Annotated in this window: 24 protein-coding genes; 19 read left to right on the top strand and 5 right to left on the bottom strand. The window is 47.8% G+C overall.

Translation table 11 applies throughout. The features are described 5' to 3' along the window. Nucleotides 1-7 precede the first annotated feature (7 nt). Genes RQP52_RS28615 through srtB form a run of 3 tightly spaced genes read left to right on the top strand, consistent with a single transcriptional unit; the run spans nucleotide 8 to nucleotide 2,526 of the window. On the top strand, nucleotides 8-991 hold the full coding sequence (locus RQP52_RS28615) for a FecCD family ABC transporter permease (protein WP_315955006.1): 984 nt from the start codon (nucleotides 8-10) through the stop codon (nucleotides 989-991). Next, on the top strand, nucleotides 981-1,751 hold the full coding sequence (locus tag RQP52_RS28610; protein ID WP_315955005.1) for an ABC transporter ATP-binding protein: 771 nt from the start codon (nucleotides 981-983) through the stop codon (nucleotides 1,749-1,751). The genes RQP52_RS28615 and RQP52_RS28610 overlap by 11 nt, the downstream gene beginning before the upstream one ends. A 34-nt stretch (nucleotides 1,752-1,785) precedes the next feature. Further along, the gene (gene srtB, locus RQP52_RS28605; RefSeq protein WP_315955004.1) at nucleotides 1,786-2,526 is read left to right on the top strand and encodes a class B sortase; all 741 of its coding nucleotides are present in this window, start codon (nucleotides 1,786-1,788) and stop codon (nucleotides 2,524-2,526) included. A gap of 88 nt (nucleotides 2,527-2,614) precedes the next feature. Here the strand turns inward: srtB and RQP52_RS28600 are convergent, their stop codons facing one another. After that, nucleotides 2,615-3,028 (bottom strand): hypothetical protein, encoded by a 414-nt coding sequence (locus RQP52_RS28600; RefSeq protein ID WP_315955003.1) that lies wholly within the window; start codon nucleotides 3,026-3,028, stop codon nucleotides 2,615-2,617. A gap of 37 nt (nucleotides 3,029-3,065) precedes the next feature. Continuing rightward, nucleotides 3,066-3,461, bottom strand: a complete 396-nt coding sequence (locus RQP52_RS28595; RefSeq protein ID WP_315955002.1) for a YtxH domain-containing protein — start codon at nucleotides 3,459-3,461, stop codon at nucleotides 3,066-3,068. Nucleotides 3,462-3,686: 225 nt separating this feature from the next. Here RQP52_RS28595 and RQP52_RS28590 point away from each other — a divergent pair, with 225 nt between their 5' ends. From RQP52_RS28590 to rsbW (RQP52_RS28565), 6 genes are all read left to right on the top strand, one after another. Next, entirely contained in the window at nucleotides 3,687-4,826 is a 1,140-nt protein-coding gene (locus RQP52_RS28590; RefSeq protein WP_315955118.1) for a fused response regulator/phosphatase, read from the top strand. Between the two features lie 138 nt (nucleotides 4,827-4,964). Further along, nucleotides 4,965-6,866 carry a 1,4-alpha-glucan branching protein GlgB gene (glgB, locus tag RQP52_RS28585; RefSeq protein WP_315955001.1) on the top strand — a complete coding sequence of 634 codons (1,902 nt, stop codon included), beginning with the start codon at nucleotides 4,965-4,967 and terminating at the stop codon, nucleotides 6,864-6,866. A gap of 7 nt (nucleotides 6,867-6,873) precedes the next feature. Further along, a complete protein-coding gene (locus tag RQP52_RS28580; RefSeq protein WP_315955000.1) occupies nucleotides 6,874-8,067 on the top strand; it encodes a glucose-1-phosphate adenylyltransferase in 1,194 nt (397 codons plus the stop codon). Between the two features lie 20 nt (nucleotides 8,068-8,087). After that, nucleotides 8,088-9,182: a glucose-1-phosphate adenylyltransferase subunit GlgD gene (gene glgD / locus RQP52_RS28575; RefSeq protein WP_315954999.1), complete on the top strand. Its 1,095-nt coding sequence runs from the start codon at nucleotides 8,088-8,090 to the stop codon at nucleotides 9,180-9,182. A 139-nt stretch (nucleotides 9,183-9,321) separates the two neighbouring features. Next, complete coding sequence (locus tag RQP52_RS28570; protein WP_315954998.1) at nucleotides 9,322-9,654, top strand: STAS domain-containing protein; 333 nt, start codon at nucleotides 9,322-9,324, stop codon at nucleotides 9,652-9,654. Further along, nucleotides 9,651-10,067, top strand: coding sequence for an anti-sigma B factor RsbW (gene rsbW / locus RQP52_RS28565; protein ID WP_315954997.1), 417 nt, complete (start codon nucleotides 9,651-9,653; stop codon nucleotides 10,065-10,067). Before RQP52_RS28570 ends, rsbW (RQP52_RS28565) begins: the two co-directional genes overlap by 4 nt. 289 nt (nucleotides 10,068-10,356) lie before the next feature. Here the strand turns inward: rsbW (RQP52_RS28565) and RQP52_RS28560 are convergent, their stop codons facing one another. Further along, nucleotides 10,357-10,815: a Dps family protein gene (locus tag RQP52_RS28560; protein WP_315954996.1), complete on the bottom strand. Its 459-nt coding sequence runs from the start codon at nucleotides 10,813-10,815 to the stop codon at nucleotides 10,357-10,359. Between the two features lie 186 nt (nucleotides 10,816-11,001). Between RQP52_RS28560 and RQP52_RS28555 the strand changes: the two genes are divergently transcribed. The 10 genes from RQP52_RS28555 to RQP52_RS28510 all read left to right on the top strand — a co-directional run bounded on the left by RQP52_RS28555 (nucleotide 11,002) and on the right by RQP52_RS28510 (nucleotide 19,293). Next, nucleotides 11,002-11,457 (top strand): DUF948 domain-containing protein, encoded by a 456-nt coding sequence (locus tag RQP52_RS28555; protein ID WP_315954995.1) that lies wholly within the window; start codon nucleotides 11,002-11,004, stop codon nucleotides 11,455-11,457. Between the two features lie 15 nt (nucleotides 11,458-11,472). Beyond that, nucleotides 11,473-11,841 carry an STAS domain-containing protein gene (locus tag RQP52_RS28550; protein ID WP_315954994.1) on the top strand — a complete coding sequence of 123 codons (369 nt, stop codon included), beginning with the start codon at nucleotides 11,473-11,475 and terminating at the stop codon, nucleotides 11,839-11,841. Then, the gene (gene rsbW, locus RQP52_RS28545) at nucleotides 11,838-12,296 is read left to right on the top strand and encodes an anti-sigma B factor RsbW (RefSeq protein WP_315954993.1); all 459 of its coding nucleotides are present in this window, start codon (nucleotides 11,838-11,840) and stop codon (nucleotides 12,294-12,296) included. The genes RQP52_RS28550 and rsbW (RQP52_RS28545) overlap by 4 nt, the downstream gene beginning before the upstream one ends. Further along, nucleotides 12,293-13,060 carry a sigma-70 family RNA polymerase sigma factor gene (locus RQP52_RS28540; RefSeq protein ID WP_315954992.1) on the top strand — a complete coding sequence of 256 codons (768 nt, stop codon included), beginning with the start codon at nucleotides 12,293-12,295 and terminating at the stop codon, nucleotides 13,058-13,060. The genes rsbW (RQP52_RS28545) and RQP52_RS28540 overlap by 4 nt, the downstream gene beginning before the upstream one ends. 13 nt (nucleotides 13,061-13,073) lie before the next feature. Beyond that, nucleotides 13,074-13,889 (top strand): PPK2 family polyphosphate kinase, encoded by an 816-nt coding sequence (locus tag RQP52_RS28535; RefSeq protein ID WP_315954991.1) that lies wholly within the window; start codon nucleotides 13,074-13,076, stop codon nucleotides 13,887-13,889. Between the two features lie 93 nt (nucleotides 13,890-13,982). Continuing rightward, nucleotides 13,983-16,775, top strand: a complete 2,793-nt coding sequence (locus RQP52_RS28530) for a CHASE3 domain-containing protein (RefSeq protein WP_315954990.1) — start codon at nucleotides 13,983-13,985, stop codon at nucleotides 16,773-16,775. Beyond that, nucleotides 16,745-17,638, top strand: a complete 894-nt coding sequence (locus RQP52_RS28525; protein ID WP_315954989.1) for a CheR family methyltransferase — start codon at nucleotides 16,745-16,747, stop codon at nucleotides 17,636-17,638. Before RQP52_RS28530 ends, RQP52_RS28525 begins: the two co-directional genes overlap by 31 nt. A gap of 419 nt (nucleotides 17,639-18,057) precedes the next feature. Then, complete coding sequence (locus tag RQP52_RS28520; RefSeq protein WP_315954988.1) at nucleotides 18,058-18,591, top strand: DUF1003 domain-containing protein; 534 nt, start codon at nucleotides 18,058-18,060, stop codon at nucleotides 18,589-18,591. An 80-nt stretch (nucleotides 18,592-18,671) separates the two neighbouring features. Next, complete coding sequence (locus tag RQP52_RS28515) at nucleotides 18,672-18,836, top strand: DUF1328 domain-containing protein (protein WP_127458160.1); 165 nt, start codon at nucleotides 18,672-18,674, stop codon at nucleotides 18,834-18,836. A gap of 76 nt (nucleotides 18,837-18,912) precedes the next feature. Then, the gene (locus RQP52_RS28510; protein ID WP_315954987.1) at nucleotides 18,913-19,293 is read left to right on the top strand and encodes a general stress protein; all 381 of its coding nucleotides are present in this window, start codon (nucleotides 18,913-18,915) and stop codon (nucleotides 19,291-19,293) included. Nucleotides 19,294-19,425: 132 nt separating this feature from the next. Here the strand turns inward: RQP52_RS28510 and RQP52_RS28505 are convergent, their stop codons facing one another. Continuing rightward, nucleotides 19,426-19,626, bottom strand: a complete 201-nt coding sequence (locus RQP52_RS28505) for a cold-shock protein (RefSeq protein ID WP_127457760.1) — start codon at nucleotides 19,624-19,626, stop codon at nucleotides 19,426-19,428. A gap of 71 nt (nucleotides 19,627-19,697) precedes the next feature. After that, nucleotides 19,698-19,898, bottom strand: a complete 201-nt coding sequence (locus tag RQP52_RS28500; protein WP_028555458.1) for a cold-shock protein — start codon at nucleotides 19,896-19,898, stop codon at nucleotides 19,698-19,700. Nucleotides 19,899-19,968 lie beyond the last annotated feature (70 nt).

Here is a 19,968-nt window from a genome sequence, read left to right as displayed (position 1 = left end):
AGAAGACATGAATAAAATTGGATGGAGCTTGGTTGTCGTTGTCCTCCTGCTTTTCATCGTAACGTTAGTGTCCATAACTACAGGAAGCATTAAGGTAGGTAGCCTTGAATTTATACAAGGCCTTTTTACAGGGGCCAATAAGAAAGTAGAGATTATTAAGGATTTGCGTTTACCGCGAATTATAGTGGCTCTATTCGTTGGAGCAACACTAGCCGTTTCCGGCATTCTGCTGCAAGCTGTCATGAGAAACCCTTTGGCTGACGCTGGGGTGATCGGCATCTCCTCCGGAGCGGGCGTTGTTTCGCTGCTGTTCGTGACGTTGTTTCCGCAGCTGTTTTACTGGCTGCCGATGTTCGCCTTTTTTGGAGGGGCGCTAGCGTGTTTCTTGGTCTATTCCTTTTCCTGGAAGTCTGGTCTGAGTCCGATCCGTATTATTTTGGTAGGTCTCGCCATCAACGCTACTTTTACAGGTTTGGGACAGTCGTTTAATTATCGCGGAAGCTACGCAGTCACCAGTATAAATCAGGCTGTCACCTCGATCTTTACGATGAAGACATGGAATGACGTCCAAGTGATGCTCATCTACGGGACAATCGGTTTGGTGGTAGCCTTCTTTTTATATTCATGGTGCAATATGCTGTCGCTTCAGGATAAATCAGCCCAAAATTTAGGGCTTAGGGTAACTCGGGCACGTTTACTTATTTCTGTAGTGGCCGTAATGCTCGCTGCGGTAGCGACCGCTATTGGCGGAATGATCGCTTTCGTAGGCTTGCTTGTTCCTCACATCGCTCGTTTGCTGGTAGGTTCGGATCATAAAATTTTGATTCCTTTCTCGGCTTTGGGCGGGGCGCTGTTAATTTTATCCGCCGATACGCTGGGGCGCACGGTGCTTGCACCTTCCGAAATTCCCGCCTCCATTATCATGGCTGTTATTGGCGGGCCGTTTTTAATCTTCATGCTGAGAAAGAGTGATCAGATTCGTGGAAATTAACAATATCTCTTTTTCCTATGATAAAAAGAACGATCAATTGAAATCCGTAACGAGTGAGATCGTGAAGGGTAAAATTACGACAATCATTGGCCCCAATGGCTGTGGGAAGTCTACGCTTCTTGGTGTGATGTCGAACAATTATGCGCCTCATACCGGTCAGGTAGTTCTGGATGGCAAAGAGCTAAACATGTATAAAACAAAAGAATTGGCCAAAAAGCTGGCTGTTGTCCACCAGAGCAATGAGGCTCCTTCCGATTTAACAGTTGAAAAGTTAACGAGCTTTGGGAGGTTGCCTCATAGAACCTTATTCGCTCAGGAGAGAAAAGAAGACGAAGAAGCGATTGAGTGGGCGCTGACCTGCACGAATCTGCAAAACAAACGCGCCAAGACCCTGCAGCAATTGTCGGGCGGGGAGAGGCAGCGTGTCTGGATCGCAATGGCAATTGCTCAACGAACTTCCATTTTATTTCTGGATGAACCTACAACGTTCCTGGATATCTACTATCAGATCGAAATTTTGGAGTTAATCAAGAAGTTGAATGTCGATCACGGATTGACGATTGTTATGGTACTTCACGATATGAATCAGGCCATTCGATATAGTGACCGACTTCTCGTCATGAAGAACGGTCAATTGTTTATGGAAGGCGCTCCACATGACATTATGACGGAGTCGATGATCAAATCAGTTTATGGAGTTGACGTCATCGTAAAACATGATCAAGATACGGGTTTATACATGGTGCCTGTCGGGATTTAGAAAATTAAGCAAGAGAAGCCTGTGGTCTAGCCTTGTGACGCTTCTCTGCATAGTCGTTTTTATTGGCTCCACCTTCAAGCTAGCTAACTATGTGTTAGCTAACTCAGAGAATAGCAAAGTGATGAACGAGGCGCGGGAGCTGTATAAGTCTGGAAGCTGGCCTTTGACTCAGCTTGCGCTGACGTCAGGACAGGATCCGAAGACGAAGCCTTCCAAATTCGATCGATTGCTTGAGAAAAATCCAGATACGGTTGGTTGGCTGCGAATCAGCGATACCCAAATTGATTATCCTGTCGTGCAAGCTTCTGATAACGAGTATTATTTGAGCAGAAACTACGAGCGGGAACCCATGGAAGCCGGAAGTATATTTATGGATTTCCGGAACGATGCGAGCGGGGACGAACGTCATACGATTATTTATGGCCATCGGATGAAAAACGGTTCCATGTTCGGGAATTTAAAGAAGTATCTGGACCCGGCATTTTTTCAATCCCACCGGACGTTTATTCATGAAAGCTTACATCAATCCTATCGGGTGGACATTATTGCGGTTTACTATACGACGACTGAATTCAACTATATTCAAACCGATTTTGCCGATGACGCGGAATATGCATCATTCTTGCATACGATTCAGAACCGCTCGATCTATGCGACTAATGAAGCGTTATTAGCAAGCGACTCCATTCTTACGCTTTCTACCTGCGACTACACGCTTGATTCCAAAGATGGAAGACTAGTGATACACGGTAAGCTCACTTCATTGACTGAATAATGCCTACTGAGAGCCGCATGGTATGGTTGTACGCAACACATTCGAAACAAAAAAGGTTGAACAGGAGGTTCTCCTGTCCAACCTTTTTTTATTGAATCGGGTCCGGGATCAGATTCTTCTCGATCAACTCGCTGTTGGTCTTCATGTGCTTCATTTCATTGCCGAGTTTCTTGATCTCGTCCAAATCTTGAGCCATGGAGCTGTTGTTGGCTTCCTCTAAGGTTTTACCGGAGGGGCCGTTACACAGCCGTTCTAGATCAATCAGCTTGTCCAGCGCGATCCGGCGCACCTCCAGCGGAACAAATCTATTCTCCGGAAAACCTGCCTCATGGAAGTGTACAGTGGTATTCCCGTGCTCGGAGGTGAGTGTCGTCAATGTAAGCGGATAGGAGGCAGCTGTAGCCTCACTATAGATATTATATTGATAGACGGCCTTCTCCGTATATTCCACACGTTCTAAACCGAAATCGGTTAGTTGTCGATGCAGCATGTTTTTATCCATTTCATATCACTCCTTTCAAAAACGATGGCTTACTCTTTTAGTGCCGATTATTCGAGTACTCCGGTTTAGCTGACTGCAATGGTTCGGCAATCTCCTGTACCTTAGTGCTAGCTTTCTCACTTGCCTTTTCACCAAATTCTTGCACCTTATCGCCCGCTATTTCGGCTAAGTCCTGTGTTTTATCGCTCAGCTTTTCCGCCATCTCTTCAGTTTTATCAGCAGTCTTGGCGGCCATTTCCTTTGTCTTTTGCCCGAGGGCTGCGGCGAACTGGTTTGTTTTATCGGATAGATTTCGATAGGTCGTTGTGAGGTTGTCTCGCAGTTCTGCTCCCTTTTTCGGGGCTAATAACAATGAGGCTACAGCGCCTATCGCACCACCGATTACCAGGCCTAACAATAGTCCGCTTCTGTTTGTTTCGACAGTTTCACTCATGAGTCATCTCTCCTTCAATTGGGGTATAGTGGGTCATGCCTTATACCAGGTTGTAACCCTATTTTCTTGGTTTGAAACAGGGGAGGTACTTTAAATACCTGGCCGATCATTGATGATGATTGAAATTCTCGCAGGCGGGTAGTACATAGAGAAGCTCTTTGTTTTTGAACTATGGTAAACTAGATGAGGGTTCCAGTTAACTTTTACCCGAAAGGGGTTATGACGATGAGCATTGTCATTGTGGACGATAACGCGACAAATTTACTAATTATTGAAAAAATACTGCTTAAAGCAGGATACACGGATCTTCAAATGGTGTCCTCGGCGAAAGAGCTGTATCAGTTATTAGATATGCATTCCCCCAGTCCGGCAGAGGTGCCGGTAGATCTCATCTTAATGGATATGATGATGCCGGAGATCGATGGCGTAGAGGCCTGTCGCACGATTCAAGCAGATGAGAGGCTGCGGGATATTCCCATTATTTTCGTGACGGCGATGGGGGATTCGAATAAGCTCGCTGAGGCTTTGGATGCAGGGGCGCTTGATTATGTAATGAAGCCAATTAATAAGGTGGAGCTGCTTGCCCGAATCCGTGCGACGCTCCGTTTGAAATATGAGAAGGATTGGCACAAAGAGCGGGATAAGCGGATTAAATATGAGCTGGATTTGGCAAAACAGGTACAGCGCAGCGTGCTCAGCAACCCCATAGAGGAGGAAGATATCCGAATCTCTGCGGTCTATAAGCCATCGTCGGAATTGGCGGGGGACTTCTACGCGTGGTATCCGATTGGACCGAATCGGTATGGTGTTATTTTGCTGGATATGATGGGGCACGGTATTTCGTCTTCCCTGGTGTGTATGTATATTTATTCGGCTTTGAAGGACACCATCACGCATATTTGCGATCCGGAGGGTGTGATGCGCGAGTTGAATGGCAGGATGCATCAGCTGCATCAATCGGACAGTTTGATCAATTATTATTTTACGGCGATCTACTTGGTGCTGGATACGGAGAAACAAACGATTGAGTATGTGAATGCGGGGCACCCCGCAGGCATTGCGGAGTTGGACGGCGAGGTGAAGCTGTTGACGGAAGGCTGCTGCGCCATTGGTTTTTTTGAGGAAATTGAAGTAACGAAAGGCGTAATTCGTTATGAGCAAGAGGCGCGTATTGTATTATTCACAGACGGTCTATCGGAATGGCTGGATGATGAGGAACAGGATGGTATCGCGAAAATACGGCAAGGTCTGCAGTCTTCTGGCAGCGTACACGATCCAGAGGATCTGGTGGAGCGGATCTATCCGCATGACAAAAGCGAGGCTCCACAGGACGATATGTGTCTGGTCATGATTAGCATTTCGTAATTGGCATTTATTAATAAGAAATGGATACATGCACAAGTTCGTCCCATAAATTGGGCGGCTTGTGCATTTTTTGTTTCAATAGGCGATAACGGGGGTAATAAAAGGCATGAAGTTAATCGATGGCGGGGAGGAAAATGGATGACAACGATGACATCGTCACCCAGTTCAGACGCTCTATATTTATTTCATGAGGGTACGCAGTATCAAAGTTATCGGTTTCTGGGCTCTCACTTGGAGGAAAAAGATGCTGTGAAAGGCGTCCATTTCGCCGTGTGGGCACCAAATGCAAAGCAAGTGAACGTATCGGGCAGCTTCAACGGTTGGGATGGCAGGAATCATGGCATGACGGTGTCAGACGGTGTGTGGACACTTTTTATCCCCGAATTGAAGGAAGGTACTTTATACAAATATGAAATTATTACGTCAGAGGATGATTGTTATTTGAAGTCAGACCCTTACGCGTTTTCTTCTGAGCTTAGACCCGGAACCGCTTCCATCGTGACTTCCTTGGAAGGTTATGCTTGGCAGGATGAAGCTTGGCTTGCAGGGAAGACATCTCACCAATTTCTACAGCAGCCGCTTCTGGTTTATGAAGTGCATCTGGGCAGCTGGAAGCGCAAGGAAGACGGCGGCTTCTACAGCTATAGAGAATTGGCGGACGAGTTAGTCGACTATGTCGTGACCCATGGCTTTACGCACATCGAGCTTATGCCGCTTATGGAGCATCCGCTGGATAAATCCTGGGGCTATCAGATAACGGGCTATTACTCGGTGACGAGTCGTTTCGGAACGCCTCAGGAGTTCATGTATTTGGTTGATCGCTGCCATCAGATGGGGATCGGCGTCATTATGGATTGGGTGCCGGCGCATTTCTGCAAAGACGCTCACGGATTAGCCCGATTCGACGGAAAACCGCTGTACGAATATGCGGACAACCGTAAAGGCGAGCATCCGACATGGGGGACTTATATTTTTGATTACGGGAAACCCGAAGTGCATAGCTTTTTAATTTCCAATGCTTTGTTCTGGATGGATGTTTATCATATTGACGGCTTGCGTGTCGACGCGGTGTACAGTATGTTGACGCTGAATTTTGACAGGTCGGAAGATGACTGCATCACGAATAACGAGGGTGGCGAGGAAAATTTGGAAGGCATCGCTTTTCTCCAAAAGCTGAATGCCGTCATCTTCGCCAGATACCCGAACGCCTTGATGATGGCGGAGGATTCCAGTTCATACCCGGGAGTAACCAAGCCGGTTGAACAGGGCGGACTGGGTTTTAATTATAAATGGAATTTAGGCTTTACGTGGAACACAATCGACTATATGAAAAAGAATCAAGAGGAACGCAGCGGGTTGGAACCGCAGTTGACGAAATCGCTGCAACAGGCATGGGATGAGAATTATATCCTCCCTTATGCGCATGACGAGATGGCTAATCCGGATAAGTCTCTCCTGGGTAAAATGTCGGGAAGCGACAGCTGGCAGCGATTTGCCAATCTGCGTGTGCTGTACGCCTATCTGATCGGGCATCCCGGCAAAAAGCTCCTGTTCATGGGCAGCGAATTCGGCCAGGAGCAGGATTGGGACTCGGAAGCGGCACTCACGTGGGATGTACTGCAGGATCGTAAACATCAACAGTTTCAACATTTTGTGAAGACACTAAATCATTTCTATATATCGGAGAAGGCTCTGTGGGAGCGGGATTATGCGCCTGATGGGTTTGAAGGGATTGATTTTGAGGATACGGCGGACGGTCTGGTGTTATTTGGCCGGAAAGGGGAGGAGAATGAAGACCTCCTTATGGTTTGTAATTTCAAACCCGAAACACACGAAGGTTACCGTATTGGAGTGAAAGAGCTTGCGCAATATCAAGAAGTATTTAACAGTGATCGCCCAGAATACGGTGGATCGGGTGTGATGAATGAGTCTGCACAGACTGCGGAAGAGTGGTCGTGTCAGAATCAACCTTACAGCATTCAGGTAACGATACCGCCACTGGCGGCTGTCATTTTCAAAAAAAACCAAAGGGAAGGATGAGATGATGATGAAAAAGCAGGAATGTGTAGCTATGCTGTTGGCTGGCGGAGAAGGGAGCAGGCTTCGTCCGTTAACGAGGTATATGGCGAAGCCGGCGGTTCATTTTGGAGCGAAATATCGGATGATTGATTTCGCTTTGAGCAATTGCCGCAATTCAGGAATCGGTACGATTGGCGTGCTGACGCAGTATAAACCGGCTGTTTTGCATGCGCACATCGGGAGCGGGGACGTTTGGCAGGTGGAAGGTGCTGGAAGTGGCGGCAGCGGCATTTCCGTTCTGGAGCGGCAGGCCGGAGCACCTAATGCATATAAGGGAACCGCAGATGCCGTCTATCAAAACCTGGCTTATCTGCAGGAGCATAACCCGAGTTATGTGCTGATCCTCTCCGGCGATCATATTTATAACATGGATTATCGGACGATGCTGGAACATCATCAGGCAACCGGCGCGGATGCCACGATTTCGGTTATACCGGTGAAATGGGAGGAAACCAGCCGGTTCGGGATTGTTAGCGTAGATGAGCAGCATCGGATTACCGCTTTTGCGGAAAAGCCGTTCAAACCGGCCAGCAACTTAGCCTCCATGGGGATTTACATATTCAACTGGGAGTTCCTGAAGTCCTGTTTGGAGCAGGATGCGGATCATCCGGCTTCAAGCCATGATTTTGGCCATGACATTATTCCCGGGCTATTGGCTGCAGGGGCGCATGTGTCAGCCTATCCTTTTGAAGGATACTGGAAGGACGTTGGCACGATAGAAAGCCTATGGGAATCTCACATGGATTTGCTTGGTTATAATCCGAGGCTGCAGATGAATCAGGAGGCATGGCCTGTGCTGACGGCCAAACGGAACTTCCCCAGAAGCCAAGTGGCGCTTGACGCGCGGGTTAATAACGCCGAAATAGGGGATGGCGTCTCTGTCTACGGCAATGTCAGTCACTCGGTTCTATTCGATGGTGTGAAGGTCGGCAAGCATAGCCGGGTGCTGAACAGCGTCATTATGCCCGGCGTGCAGATTGGGGAGCACGCCCTTATCCTTAACGCTATTATTGGGGAAGGATCAATTATTAAAGACGGCGCTATCGTAGGCAAGCCAGGGAATCCGGGCATTACTGTTGTCGGCGAGAAATCCGTGATTGGACGTCACTATCCAGCCTCTATACCTGCTACATTGACCGGTACGCGGCTGAATTTCGTTTAAGCCCAGAGGAGGAATGCCGTATGGAGAATGTTCTTGGTTTCCTTAATCTCATGAATGAGCAAAGCGATTTGTCCACACTTACCCGTGACCGGTGCGTGGGGGCGGTGCCTTTTGCCGGCCGGTACCGGTTAGCGGATTTTGCACTTTCCAATATGAGCAATGCAGGCATTCAAGAGGTAGTGGTGCTGGCGACTCCGAAGGCAGAGTCCCTGCTCCAGCATATCGGAAACGGGCGGCACTATGGGTTAGAAGCGCTGCACACACTAGCCGTCCAGCATGACGATGAGCTTCAGTTGGATAACAATCTGGATTCCTTGAAATCCAGAGCGGAGAAGTACGTTTTGCTTGCACCCAGCCGTATTATTTATCATTCCCATTATGATCAAATGATTGATTACCATCTCAGAAGCGGAGCGGACGTTACGGTACTTTTCAAACATTTGACGGAGATGGATCGTCATGCGCATATTGGACATGCCTATAGATTAAAAATGAATGATCAAGGCCGGGTTGTTGGTGCCGCTCCCACCTACCATGCGCTGCCAAGTCTCGTTCCGCAAAATATTGATCTGGATACGATGGTCCTGGAGCGCAAGCTGCTGATTGATCTCATTGAGATGAGCCTGAAGTCCGGAAGAGCCATGGATTTGAAACAGGCGATATGGGAGGAGCTGGACCGGCTTCATGTACAAGGTTATGCCAATCATGGCTACATGGCGATCATGGATTCCGTCGACAGTTACTATGCGCACAGCATGCAGCTGCTGCAGCCGCATGGATGGAGGCAGTTCATGGAGCATCAAGAGTCTGTGTACACGCGAAAAGAGGACGAGGCCGCGATTGCCTGTCATCAGCAGGCTTTGATTCGCAATGCGTTCGTCGCGCCAGGCTGCCGAATAGAAGGCTACGTGGAGAACAGTATCCTATTTCCCGGGGTTGCCGTTCATGCTGGAGCACATGTCAAAAATAGCGTGATCATGCAGGATTGCATGATTCAGGCAGGCGCCTATTTGGACCGGGTTATTTTGGACAAACAGGTCATTGTCGAACAGGGAGCGGTCATTTGCGGCGAGTACGCCCATCCTTTTGTAGCGGAGAAGAGCGGAGTATTGTAAGCGGAGGCAGGCCGGATTGGCCGGCTTCGTTGCATGTCCTGAAATGCCCGGTAGATCCGGCTTTTGGCTGTAAACCTTGTATAAAGGCCGGGCACTTGTTACACTTGAAAGAGCAAATCACATAGAAGGAGTGTGGCTCATGTCCGTAGAAAAGTTCCAAGTTGATCAAGAAGAATTGGAGACATCTATACAGCTTCATATCCGCGGTGAACTCGATTTGGCAGCAGCTTTAACGTTCCGCCATGCGCTCGAAGCGGTTGTTCATAGAACCGATAAGGCGTTAATTCTAGACGTAGGTAAATTAACATATATCGATAGCACGGGGATCGGTATTGTGGTCTCTGCTTTGAAAATACGCGATGAGTTGAAAGCGCCGTTTGCCGTACGCCATATTCCATCCGGTATTAAAAGGCTGTTTGACCTTACAGGCATTTCCGGATTTCTTAATGAAGGGATCGAAGGAACCGCATGAACGTCGTTCGTCTGCACATACCCGCAGCAGCGGAGTACCTGGACCTCGTCAGGCTTAGTCTCTACGGGGTTGCCTCTAAGCTGGGGTTTTCCTATGAGGATATCGAGGATATGAAAGTAGCGGTTTCGGAGGCCTGCAACAATGCGGTGCTTCATGGGGAGACGTCGGCCATGCTGGGGCAAATCCAAATCAGTTTTGAGCTTGGTGAAGGCAGGCTGATTGTGAAAGTGAAAGATGACGGCCCCGGATTTGATTACCAGAGTCAACAAGTGCAGTCGGAACCTCCGGATGGCCGGACACTCGGCGAACTGCAGTCTGGAGGCCTTGGCATGTATCTCATGCAAGCGCTGATGGATGAGGTGACGGTCAACACCGAGCAAGGGACGGAAGTCACTCTCGTTAAATATGTATAAAAAAGGGCTATCTCTAGGGTCAATTATGACCTATGGAGATAGCCCTTTGTGGTTAAGGGAACTATGATCGGCTATTTTCTCGAAAATCGATGCTTCTATCGGGGAGCGGGAACTACGGTCCTCTATTTTAGCCCTACAAGCTCAAATGTGCAATAGCGCCCTGTAGTTCCGTTCGGGACCCGAAAGCAGGCGATTTGGCTAGAATAAGGGCCTGTAGTTCCCCTTGGATCAACCCCAGCCCGCCCCGACCAAGCCCGCCCTAGACCGGGCCAAGTCAGCCCATAGCATCTTAGCGGCCGAGGAAAGATTCCAGCATCCAGCTATGCTTCTCAAGCGAAGCGCGAATCCCGATCAGCATATCAGCGGTCGGCTGATCCTTGCTTTCTTCGGCAAGTGCGATTCCCTCTGTCAACTCCGAGCAGATGAGGGTGAAGTCGCTTGCCAACTGCTTCACCATTTCCGCTGCGGAAGCCCCCTTGCTAGCTTCTTTGATGGAAGCAAGCTCCAGGTGCTCCTGCAGGGTAGCGGTTGGCACGGCGCGCAATGAAAGCATTCGTTCTGCGATAACATCCAGATGCAGCGCGGCCTCCCCATACAACTCTTCGAATTTTAGATGCAGCGTGAAGAAATTTTCTCCTTTTACATACCAGTGATAGTTATGCAGTTTCATATATAGTATTGAGAAGTTCGCTACTTGCTTGTCCAACGTTTCGGTAATGGCATGTTCCTTCAATGCGGTTTTCGCCATGGGAAATTCCTCCATTCATCTTATAGGATTGTTTGATTGTTTCTATTTTGTCTTTACCCGGGAGGTTCACTTTTGAAACATAGCATAGAAACATCTGGAAATTCATGGAGGGCTGTTTCATTTCTCGGCGATACGGGTAACGATAAGTAATCAAGCAAACTAATCAAGCGAACAGGGGTGATTGACATGTTGGTCGAACTTAGCGCAGTCCTTGCTGCCATAGCTTTCGTATTCCTTGTCTTCTATTTGATTCAAACCTTGAAATCACTGAAGCTGTCCCTGGATCAGATCACACTGACGATGGGGCAAATGAAGGACGAAGTCACGCAGATTTCTTCCGAAGTACAGGACGTTATTCTCAATACCAATGAGATGGCTATAGATGTTCGTGCGAAGCTGGCAAAGTTGAATCATCTGTTCAGCTCCGTGAACGACGTTGGTCAAGTCGTCCACGAACTTACATCTTCTATGAAACAATCAGCCACAGGTTTCATCGACGCGGTGAAACAAACGCGATTGCCGAAAGATACGCCGTCATTAAGCCACAGATGGCAAACGATTTTGCAGGGAGCGGCAGTTTCGGTCGAGATGTGGAAGAAGTTTAAATCCAAAAAGACGCCTCATATGGGCAGCATGAAATAGGAAGGAGCTATCTTTGTGAACATACGCAAATTTACGGTTTATAAGCAATCGAATGGGGAAGAAAATATTATATACTTAAGCGGGGAACTTGATTTGTCAGCAGCCTCCGAGCTTGCGGCCGTTTTGGATTCTGTCGTCTCTCAGGGTGATCAGCAATTAACCTTAGACTTAAAAGAGCTGCGTTACATTGACAGCACGGGGATAGGTTTAATTGTCTCGGTGCTTAAAGTAAGAGCTACGATGGGCGCACCCTTCCGTATTCAGCATATTCCCGCCAGAATTCAACGTTTATTTGAAATCACAGGCGTTGCCCGCTATTTGGTGGACGGAGAACTGCAAATTCATAATCAAGGCAGAGCAGAAAGGAAAGAAGAAATTATATGAACCCATACATCGGCCTTACGATCCCCGCACAGGCGGAATACTTAGATATTGTCCGACTTACCTTATACGGTGTGGCCTCTAAAGCGGGCTTCTCATTTGAAGATATTGAAGATATGAAGGTGGCTGTAGCAGAAGCTTGCAATAATGCCATTCTGCATGCTTATGAACAGGGGCAGCCTGGAACCATTGAGATTCAGTACGAGCAGCAGGACGGATTTTTGCAAATTAGTGTTAAGGATGAAGGGAATAGCTTTCATTATGTGCAAGCCGAATCCGATACGGTTGCTCTGCATCATAAATCCATTAGTGAAGCGGCGGTAGGGGGGTTAGGATTGTTCCTCATGCAGGCTTTAATGGACGATGTGCAGGTGTTAACGGACAGCGGCAAAGGCACTCAGGTTGTTTTGAAGAAGCAGCTAACAGGGCAGATGAATAGAAAAGAGGAAATGGTATGAATGTGAATGCATCATCCAACAAGCCTCTCTATGACATGTATGTGAAAATGAAAATTTATAAAGAGACGGCTTGCCAAGAGACGGCTACGGCACTGCTGCTGCACTATGAACCTATCGTTCGTATGGCAGTCGGCAAGATGTCACGGAGCCGTCCTGATCTCTATGAGGATCTGTATCAGGTCGGGCAGATGTCTTTGCTGCGGCTGTTCACCCAGTACGATAGTACACTGGATACTCCATTTGAAGCTTATGCGATGAAAAGCTTGATCGGTCACCTGAAGAACTATTTGCGTGACAAGTCATGGTACATACAGGTTCCGAGACGAATTAAGGAGAAAGGAGCCCTCGTTCAAAGAGCCCTGGATGAGCTCACCGTCAAGCTCGAACGGTCGCCGAATATCGATGAAATGGCGGCTTATTTGGAGCTTAGCACAGAAGAGACCATAGAAATACTGGCTGGCCGAGACTATTATCATTACACCTCGCTGGATACGCCACTGAACAGTGAAGGGGATAGTGCGACGATTGGTGATATGATTGCCGGGTCGACCGACGAATATCAATCCCTGGAGAGACGAATGGATCTGGAAGAGGCGATGACCTGCTTGAAAGAGGAAGAGAAGAAAGTCATTCATCTTATCTATCAGGAAGGGCTCTCACAGCGTCAAATTGCGGATCAGCTAGGGATATCCCAGATGAGTGTTTCCCGTATTCAGAAGCGGGCAATACTGAAACTGAAGGCAGTTCTTACACCCAATCCTTAGAGGAGGCCGGCCTATGCCAGTCAAGCATTTTAAATTGGAATATGGAAAAAAGTTTCGTTTAGCGAATATCGACCCCAATGATACCGGAGCCGTCCATGACAGGGAAGAGGTAGAAGCTGAGGTTGAACGATTGAAAGAGCAGCTGGAAGCACTGCAAAATAAGCTGTACGCCGAGAAGAAGCAATCCGTTCTTTTTGTTATACAGGGGATGGATTGCAGCGGCAAAGATGGCGTCGTTAAGCATGCTCTTGGGGGGTTGCATCCGCAGGGGTTCCGGGTAAACAGTTTCCGTGCGCCAACGGAAGAAGAAGCGGCTCATGATTTCTTATGGCGCGCTCATCAGATTGCACCGGCCAAAGGGATGATCGGAGCCTTCATTCGTTCGTATTACGAAGATGCGCTTATCACGAGAGTCCATAATTGGATTAGCGGGTCGGAAGTGAAGAGCAGATTCAAGCATATTAACCGATTTGAGAAATTATTGGAGAGCGGTGGCGTGAAAATCGTGAAGATTTTTCTCCACATCTCGAAAGATTTCCAACTTGCGAAACTGCGCAATCGGCTGACAGATCCTACGAAACATTGGAAATTTGATAAAAATGATTTGGTAGAGCGGGAGTCATGGGCCGAATATGAGGAAGCTTATGAAGCGGTATTTAAGCATTGCAGCTCTGAAACGGCGCCTTGGTACATTGTGCCAGCCAATCATCGCTGGTACCGGGATTGGGCTGTGCTGCAAATCGCTGTAGAAGCGCTAGAGAGCATGAATCTAGCATTTCCAGAGTCAGATCCGGAGCTCGATGAAATACTAGAAAAACTACAGGAATAGGCGTTGTTTTTCTCTCTACCTCCGTAACTATGGTATAGTTAGATTAGTAGAATGTTAACTAACGTTCTCTATGAACTGTACTAGGAGGCTGCTATGGGCAAATTTTTTCGTGCGAATATACGTGCAAAAATAATAATGGGATATGTATTTATTATCATATGCTTAGGAATTGCTCTTCTCATTGTGAGCGGTCGTGTCAATGCGCTGCAGAAGGAAGTGGATTTCGTCTCCAGTCATGATTTGGAAGCGCATGATCTTATCAACGCCATACAGAAAAATATGGTTGATATGGAAACCGGCATGCGAGGCTACATCATTACTGGAGACGTTCAATACTTGGAACCCTACGATACAGCCAACAAAACATGGCTCGATAATTATAATAAGCTTCTGCAGTTAGTCAGTTATAACCCCGCTCAGAAAGAGAGTTTGGAGCGTATCAAGCCGACCATCCAAAGTTGGATCCGCACGGCCGGTGATAATGTGATTCTGTTGAAGAAAGAAAACAAACAGGCGGCAATTGACGATTACTTCAGGCAAAATTCAGGAAAAAAACTGATGGATCAACTGCGTACCCAATTTGATTCTTTTCTTGCCGCAGAAAAGCAGCTGACGACGGCTAGAGCTGAGCAGCTCGCTCAAAGTAATAAAAATCTTAAAATTGTGCTTTTCACGCTTCTTGGCATCATTTCTATTTTTGCAATAATTGTAGCACTGGTCTTATCTAATTCTATTACGAGTACGATCAAGCAAGTTACGAGAATGATTCGTTATATTACATCTTCCGAAGGGAATCTGACGTCGAGAATTGAACTGACCAGCCATGATGAAATAAGAGAGTTGGCGGAAGCCACCAATGAAATGTTGGGAGATTTGGAGAAGCAAAACTGGATTCAAACGAATATCGCCGAAGTCGCCACTTTGTATCAAGGAATTAATGATATCGGCTGTTTGGGTGGAACTTTTATAAGCAAATTAGCGCCAATGCTGGATAGTGTTTATGGGGCTGTCTACCTACGTGAAAACGTCGGGGAGGAAACTCGCTATGTGAAAATAGCCGGGTATGCGGCGTCCGGAAAGGATCCTGCTGCGGCTGTTTTCCGGTTGGGAGAAGGTTTGGTTGGTCAATGTGCGGTGGATCAGCGTATTTTCCTCATCGATAACCTGCCGGAAAATCATGTGAAACTTACGTCTGGTTTAGGTGCTTCGGTCCCCCGTAACTTGCTGGTAGCGCCGATTCTTGTGAATGGTCACACAGAGGCTGTCATCGAGTTAGCGTCTCTTCATACGTTCCAGGCTCAGCATTTGACCTTGGTTGACTCGCTGCAAGAGAAGTTTGGTTCGGCCATCACAAATGTGCGCAGCCGCATGGAAGTAGAGCGATTGCTATCGGAGTCTCAGATATTGACGGAAGAGCTTCAAGCGCAATCCGAGGAGCTGCAGGCGCAGTCGGAAGAGCTGCAAATGCAGCAGGAACAGCTGCGCATGACCAACGAATTCTTAGAAGAGCAGAACCATTTCTCTGAGCAAAAGGCGTTGGAATTAAAGAAGGCCAAAGACGAGCTGGAAGATTATTCGTTAAAGCTGAAGACGAGCTCCCAGTACAAATCCGACTTCCTTGCCAATATGTCGCATGAGCTGCGTACGCCGCTGAACAGTATCATGATTTTGTCCCAGATGCTCGCGGAAAATAACGGCGATTTGCAAATGTCAGAGATTGTGGAATATTCGCGCGTGGTGAATGCCGCAGGGAAGGATCTGCTGGCGCTAATCGACGATATCCTGGATTTATCCAAAGTCGAGGCGGGCAAAATAGAAATCATGACGGACGATTTCAATGTGACTGAACTGCCGCAATTGATGAAGCTTATGTTTGCTCCGGTCGCGGAGAAAAAGGGACTCGACTTTGACATCACCTTGGATCCGGATGTGCCGAATGTCATTCAGACGGACGGTCAGCGTCTACAGCAAATATTGAAGAATCTGCTCTCCAACGCGTTTAAATTTACCGAAAAAGGTTCCGTGATGATGAAAATCGCGCTTGCCGACCCGGTTCGTGTGAAGGAGCTCCTGCGCAGAGATCCGGCAGAAAAAGTACTTGCCATCTCGATTACGGATACCGGTATCGGGATTCCCATCGACAAGCAGCAGGTCATTTTCGAAGCGTTCCGCCAGGTGGATGGCACAACCAACCGGCAATTTGGCGGAACAGGGCTTGGTTTATCCATCTGCCGCGAGTTTACGCGTCTGCTCGGGGGCTCCATTGTTGTGAAAAGCGAGGTGCACAAGGGCAGTACATTTACGCTCTACGTGCCTAACGCAATTGAAACGGAGCAGGATAACGGGTCGCCTGGCAATGACCCTCATGGAGGGGAAATTGCCGCAGCCGTGGAAGAGCGAACGATTATTTCTACGCAAGCTGTGGCGCCGTCTGCCGTTTCATCGGTTGAAACGATGATTGGGGACGTGGATGTCATCCATTCGGATGCGCAGCTGTTCCAAGGCAAAAGAGTGCTGCTCGTCGACGATGATGCGCGCAACGTTTTCGCGCTCGTTACTGCGCTGGAGACGAAGGGAGTTACCGTGGATGTAGCGGATCACGGGAAAGATGCCCTGGAAATGTTAGGCGAAGGCGCCGAGTACGATCTCATCTTGATGGACATCATGATGCCGGTCATGGATGGTTATGAGGCCATGCAGGCGATTCGAGGAGAACTGCAGATGCATGAACTGCCAATTATCGCCCTTACGGCCAAAGCGATGAAAAGTGAGAAGGAGAAATGTCTGGAAGCCGGCGCTTCCGACTATATTACGAAGCCGCTAAATATGGATCAGCTATTTTCGCTCATGCGTGTATGGCTAACGAAGCAGGTGAAAAAACATTGAATCGTAAGCTTGTGGAGGAGCCCGTCGACTTGGAGAACCCGCCTTATGAGGATGAACGACAAAACATTGAGATTAATCTCCTCTTAGAAGGCCTGTATCAAATGTACGGGTTTGATTTCCGCCACTATGTCCGTTCTTCCTTACGGAGGCGGGTTCTGAATCGCATGAAAGCAGAGAAGCTGCCGAACGTCACCGCCCTATTGGAGAAGGTTCTCCATGAACCTGGCTTCGTGGACCGCTTGCTCAATGACATGTCGATCCGCGTCACCGAGATGTTCCGAGACCCCAGCTTTTTCCGCGCTTTTCGCAATCGGGTCGTGCCTGAGCTCAGGAAGTACCCCGAGATTCGCATCTGGCATGCCGGCTGCGCGACGGGGGAGGAAGTGTACTCCATGGCGATCCTGATGCAGGAAGAGGGCTTGGCGGAGCGAACAAAGATCTATGCAACGGATATGAATGAGAAAGCGATTGATGCCGCGCAAAAAGGGGCCTTCCCGCTTAAGCAGATGCAATACTTCACCAAAAATTATTTGGATTCCGGCGGGACGAAAGCTTTCTCCGAATATTACACAACGGATCATCAGTACGCTTACTTCCAGCCGGTCATGAAGGATAACTTGATGTTCGCACAGCACAATTTGGCAACGGACGGCTCTTTTAATGAATTTCATGTGATCTTGTGCCGCAATGTCTTGATCTACTTCGATCATAAGCTGCAGACCCAAGTACACAGCTTGTTTCACGGCAGCTTGGTCGGCGGAGGGTACCTCGGGTTAGGCAAGAAAGAGTCCATTCTTTTCGTGCCGGAAGGCGTGCATTATGAGGAGTACGTTCCGCAGGAACGAATATACCGTAAGAGATAAGACCATTTGAGACGATGAGGGTATCGTTGTCTCAAGTGGTTTTTTTGTTGCTAGCTGCGGGGGATGGAGTTTTATGGTTGAGGAACAGTAAAAAACCTGGGAGAACGCTGCATAGGTGTATCTTAAGGGAACTGGGGGCCTCTATTTTTGGGAAAAAGAAGCATTTTTCCACGATGAGCGGAACTACAGGGCACTATTCGGCCTTCGTGCCACACTTTATCGAGCGAAACGCCAAAATAGTGGCCCACAGTTCCCTTTATCTGTATGGAACAAGCTATTTCAGGAGAATAAAGGACTGTAGTTCCCAAATAACCATGGGTTAAGCTATCTGACCTCATATGCACTCCATCAACCCTTGTTTCGCCCGCAGCGTCAGCGGTTAACAATGTTTATAAATCACCAGAAAGAAGGAGATCACAATGAGCGTAGCAGATGAGCTGAAGACTCCAAATGAGCGCATACCCGATAAGCTGATTCAAGAGTTGGAGCGTGATACGCATGCCAAGCTTAATATCGAGCAGCTGACGCGGATTACCGCAATGGTCAGAGAGTATCAAGGGAATATCAAGTCGCATTTGACGCAGCAGCAGGCCAAAAAGTCGTCCTGGGCGGACCGCATTGCCGACCGTATCGCGGTATTTGGCGGAAGCTGGACGTTTATCGTGCTGTTCGCTCTTTTTCTGGTGAGCTGGATGCTGCTCAATCTGACGCGTTTTGCCTACGATAAGCCGCCGTTCATTTTGCTGAATTTGATACTTTCGTGCATATCGGCTTTTCAAGCGCCGGTTATCCTCATGAGCCAGAATCGTCAGGCAAATCGAGATAAGCAGGAGGCTATCCTGGATTTTGCCATTAATTATCGGGCTGAACAAGAGAATATGGAGATGAAGGAGCTGCTCGAACGGATGGATCAGAGGTTGGAGAGAATGGAACGGGAGATTTTCCACCGATAAATGTTTCATTTTAAGGACAAGCGGTTAATAGATATCATAGCCAAGCAACACAAATTTAAGATGAAAAGAGGGTGTTTCCTATGTTAGGCTGGGCTGTCATGTTTCTAATCATTGCTCTTGTAGCTGGTGTATTCGGATTTTTTGGAATTGTTTCAGCGGCAGTAGGAATTGCCAAAGTACTGTTCTTCGTATTCCTGATCATGTTTGTCGTATCGCTGATTTTCGGCAGACGCCGAGGCATCTAGTCCACAACTGGTCTACATGAACCCACAGTAACAATCGCTTTACCCTATAAAATTAATCGAAAGAGGAGGAATTACCATGAGTACTTACACAAGAGTGAGTGTGACAACCAATCTGCAAGAAGCGCAGGAGAAAGTACAGCAATTGTACAGGGAAGGCTTTTCGAGGGAACACATTTATGTACTGACGCACAGTGCTGAAGGTACCGATTTCGTCGCAAATTATACGGGTGCAGAGCAAATTACCGTGCAGGAGGAGGGCATGCTGACCGCTATTGCAAATCTTTTCCGTTCCCGCGGCGATGAGCTTAGGGCGAAGATGAAGGCTCTCGGCGTGCCGGATGTAGAGGCCAGTCGATTGGAAGGTGAGCTGGATCGGGGGAAAATCCTTGTCCTGGCGATGCCTTCCAGTGAGTACAAAGCCTATGATGAAGCAGATTTTCAGCGTACGATTTTATAAAAATGGACAGGGGAGACTCCTTCGCGGGTCTCTTTTTTCCTGTTGATAGCACTTATGAATAGCAAAGCCCTTATTGCCTCCAATCTCGGAGACAATAAGGGCTTCGGGTACTACCGTAGGCTGTATTACTAATTATCGCCTGCTGCTTGTGTTCGATAAGGTTGGGAGCATCTTTGAATCCTTGACCATGGCAGAATGACAAATCGGACATTCCGGACTTTCGTCGAATGAAAAGTTATCTCTCATCCAACATGAGCACTGTTCCGTGCTGCAGGTCCAAATGTTCGTTTGCTCTTCGGGCACAGGTTCCATCGATTTCTTTGAAAAGTACATGTGAACTCCTCCTTGTCATTATAGACTCAGCCTCAGACTCGCAAGCAGTGTATAGCAATATGTGGTAAGGACTACAGCTTGACTACATTTTCAGCTTGCGGTCCGCGGTTACCTTGAACAACTTCAAATTGTACGCGTTGGCCTTCATCCAAGCTTTTGAAACCTTCCCCTGTAATAGCGCTGAAGTGAACGAACACATCATTGCCGCCTTCCATTTCGATAAAGCCAAACCCTTTTTCTGCATTAAACCATTTTACAGTACCTGTTTCCATGTAGACATAAACCTCCAATAATTTGTTCCTGCGTGTTGCTCTTGGATCATTCAGAACCTGACAGCTTGTT

Origin of the sequence: Paenibacillus violae (assembly GCF_032461945.1) — a bacterium.
GTDB lineage: Bacteria > Bacillota > Bacilli > Paenibacillales > NBRC-103111 > Paenibacillus_E > Paenibacillus_E violae.
This window is presented reverse-complemented; position numbering and strand designations above follow the sequence as displayed.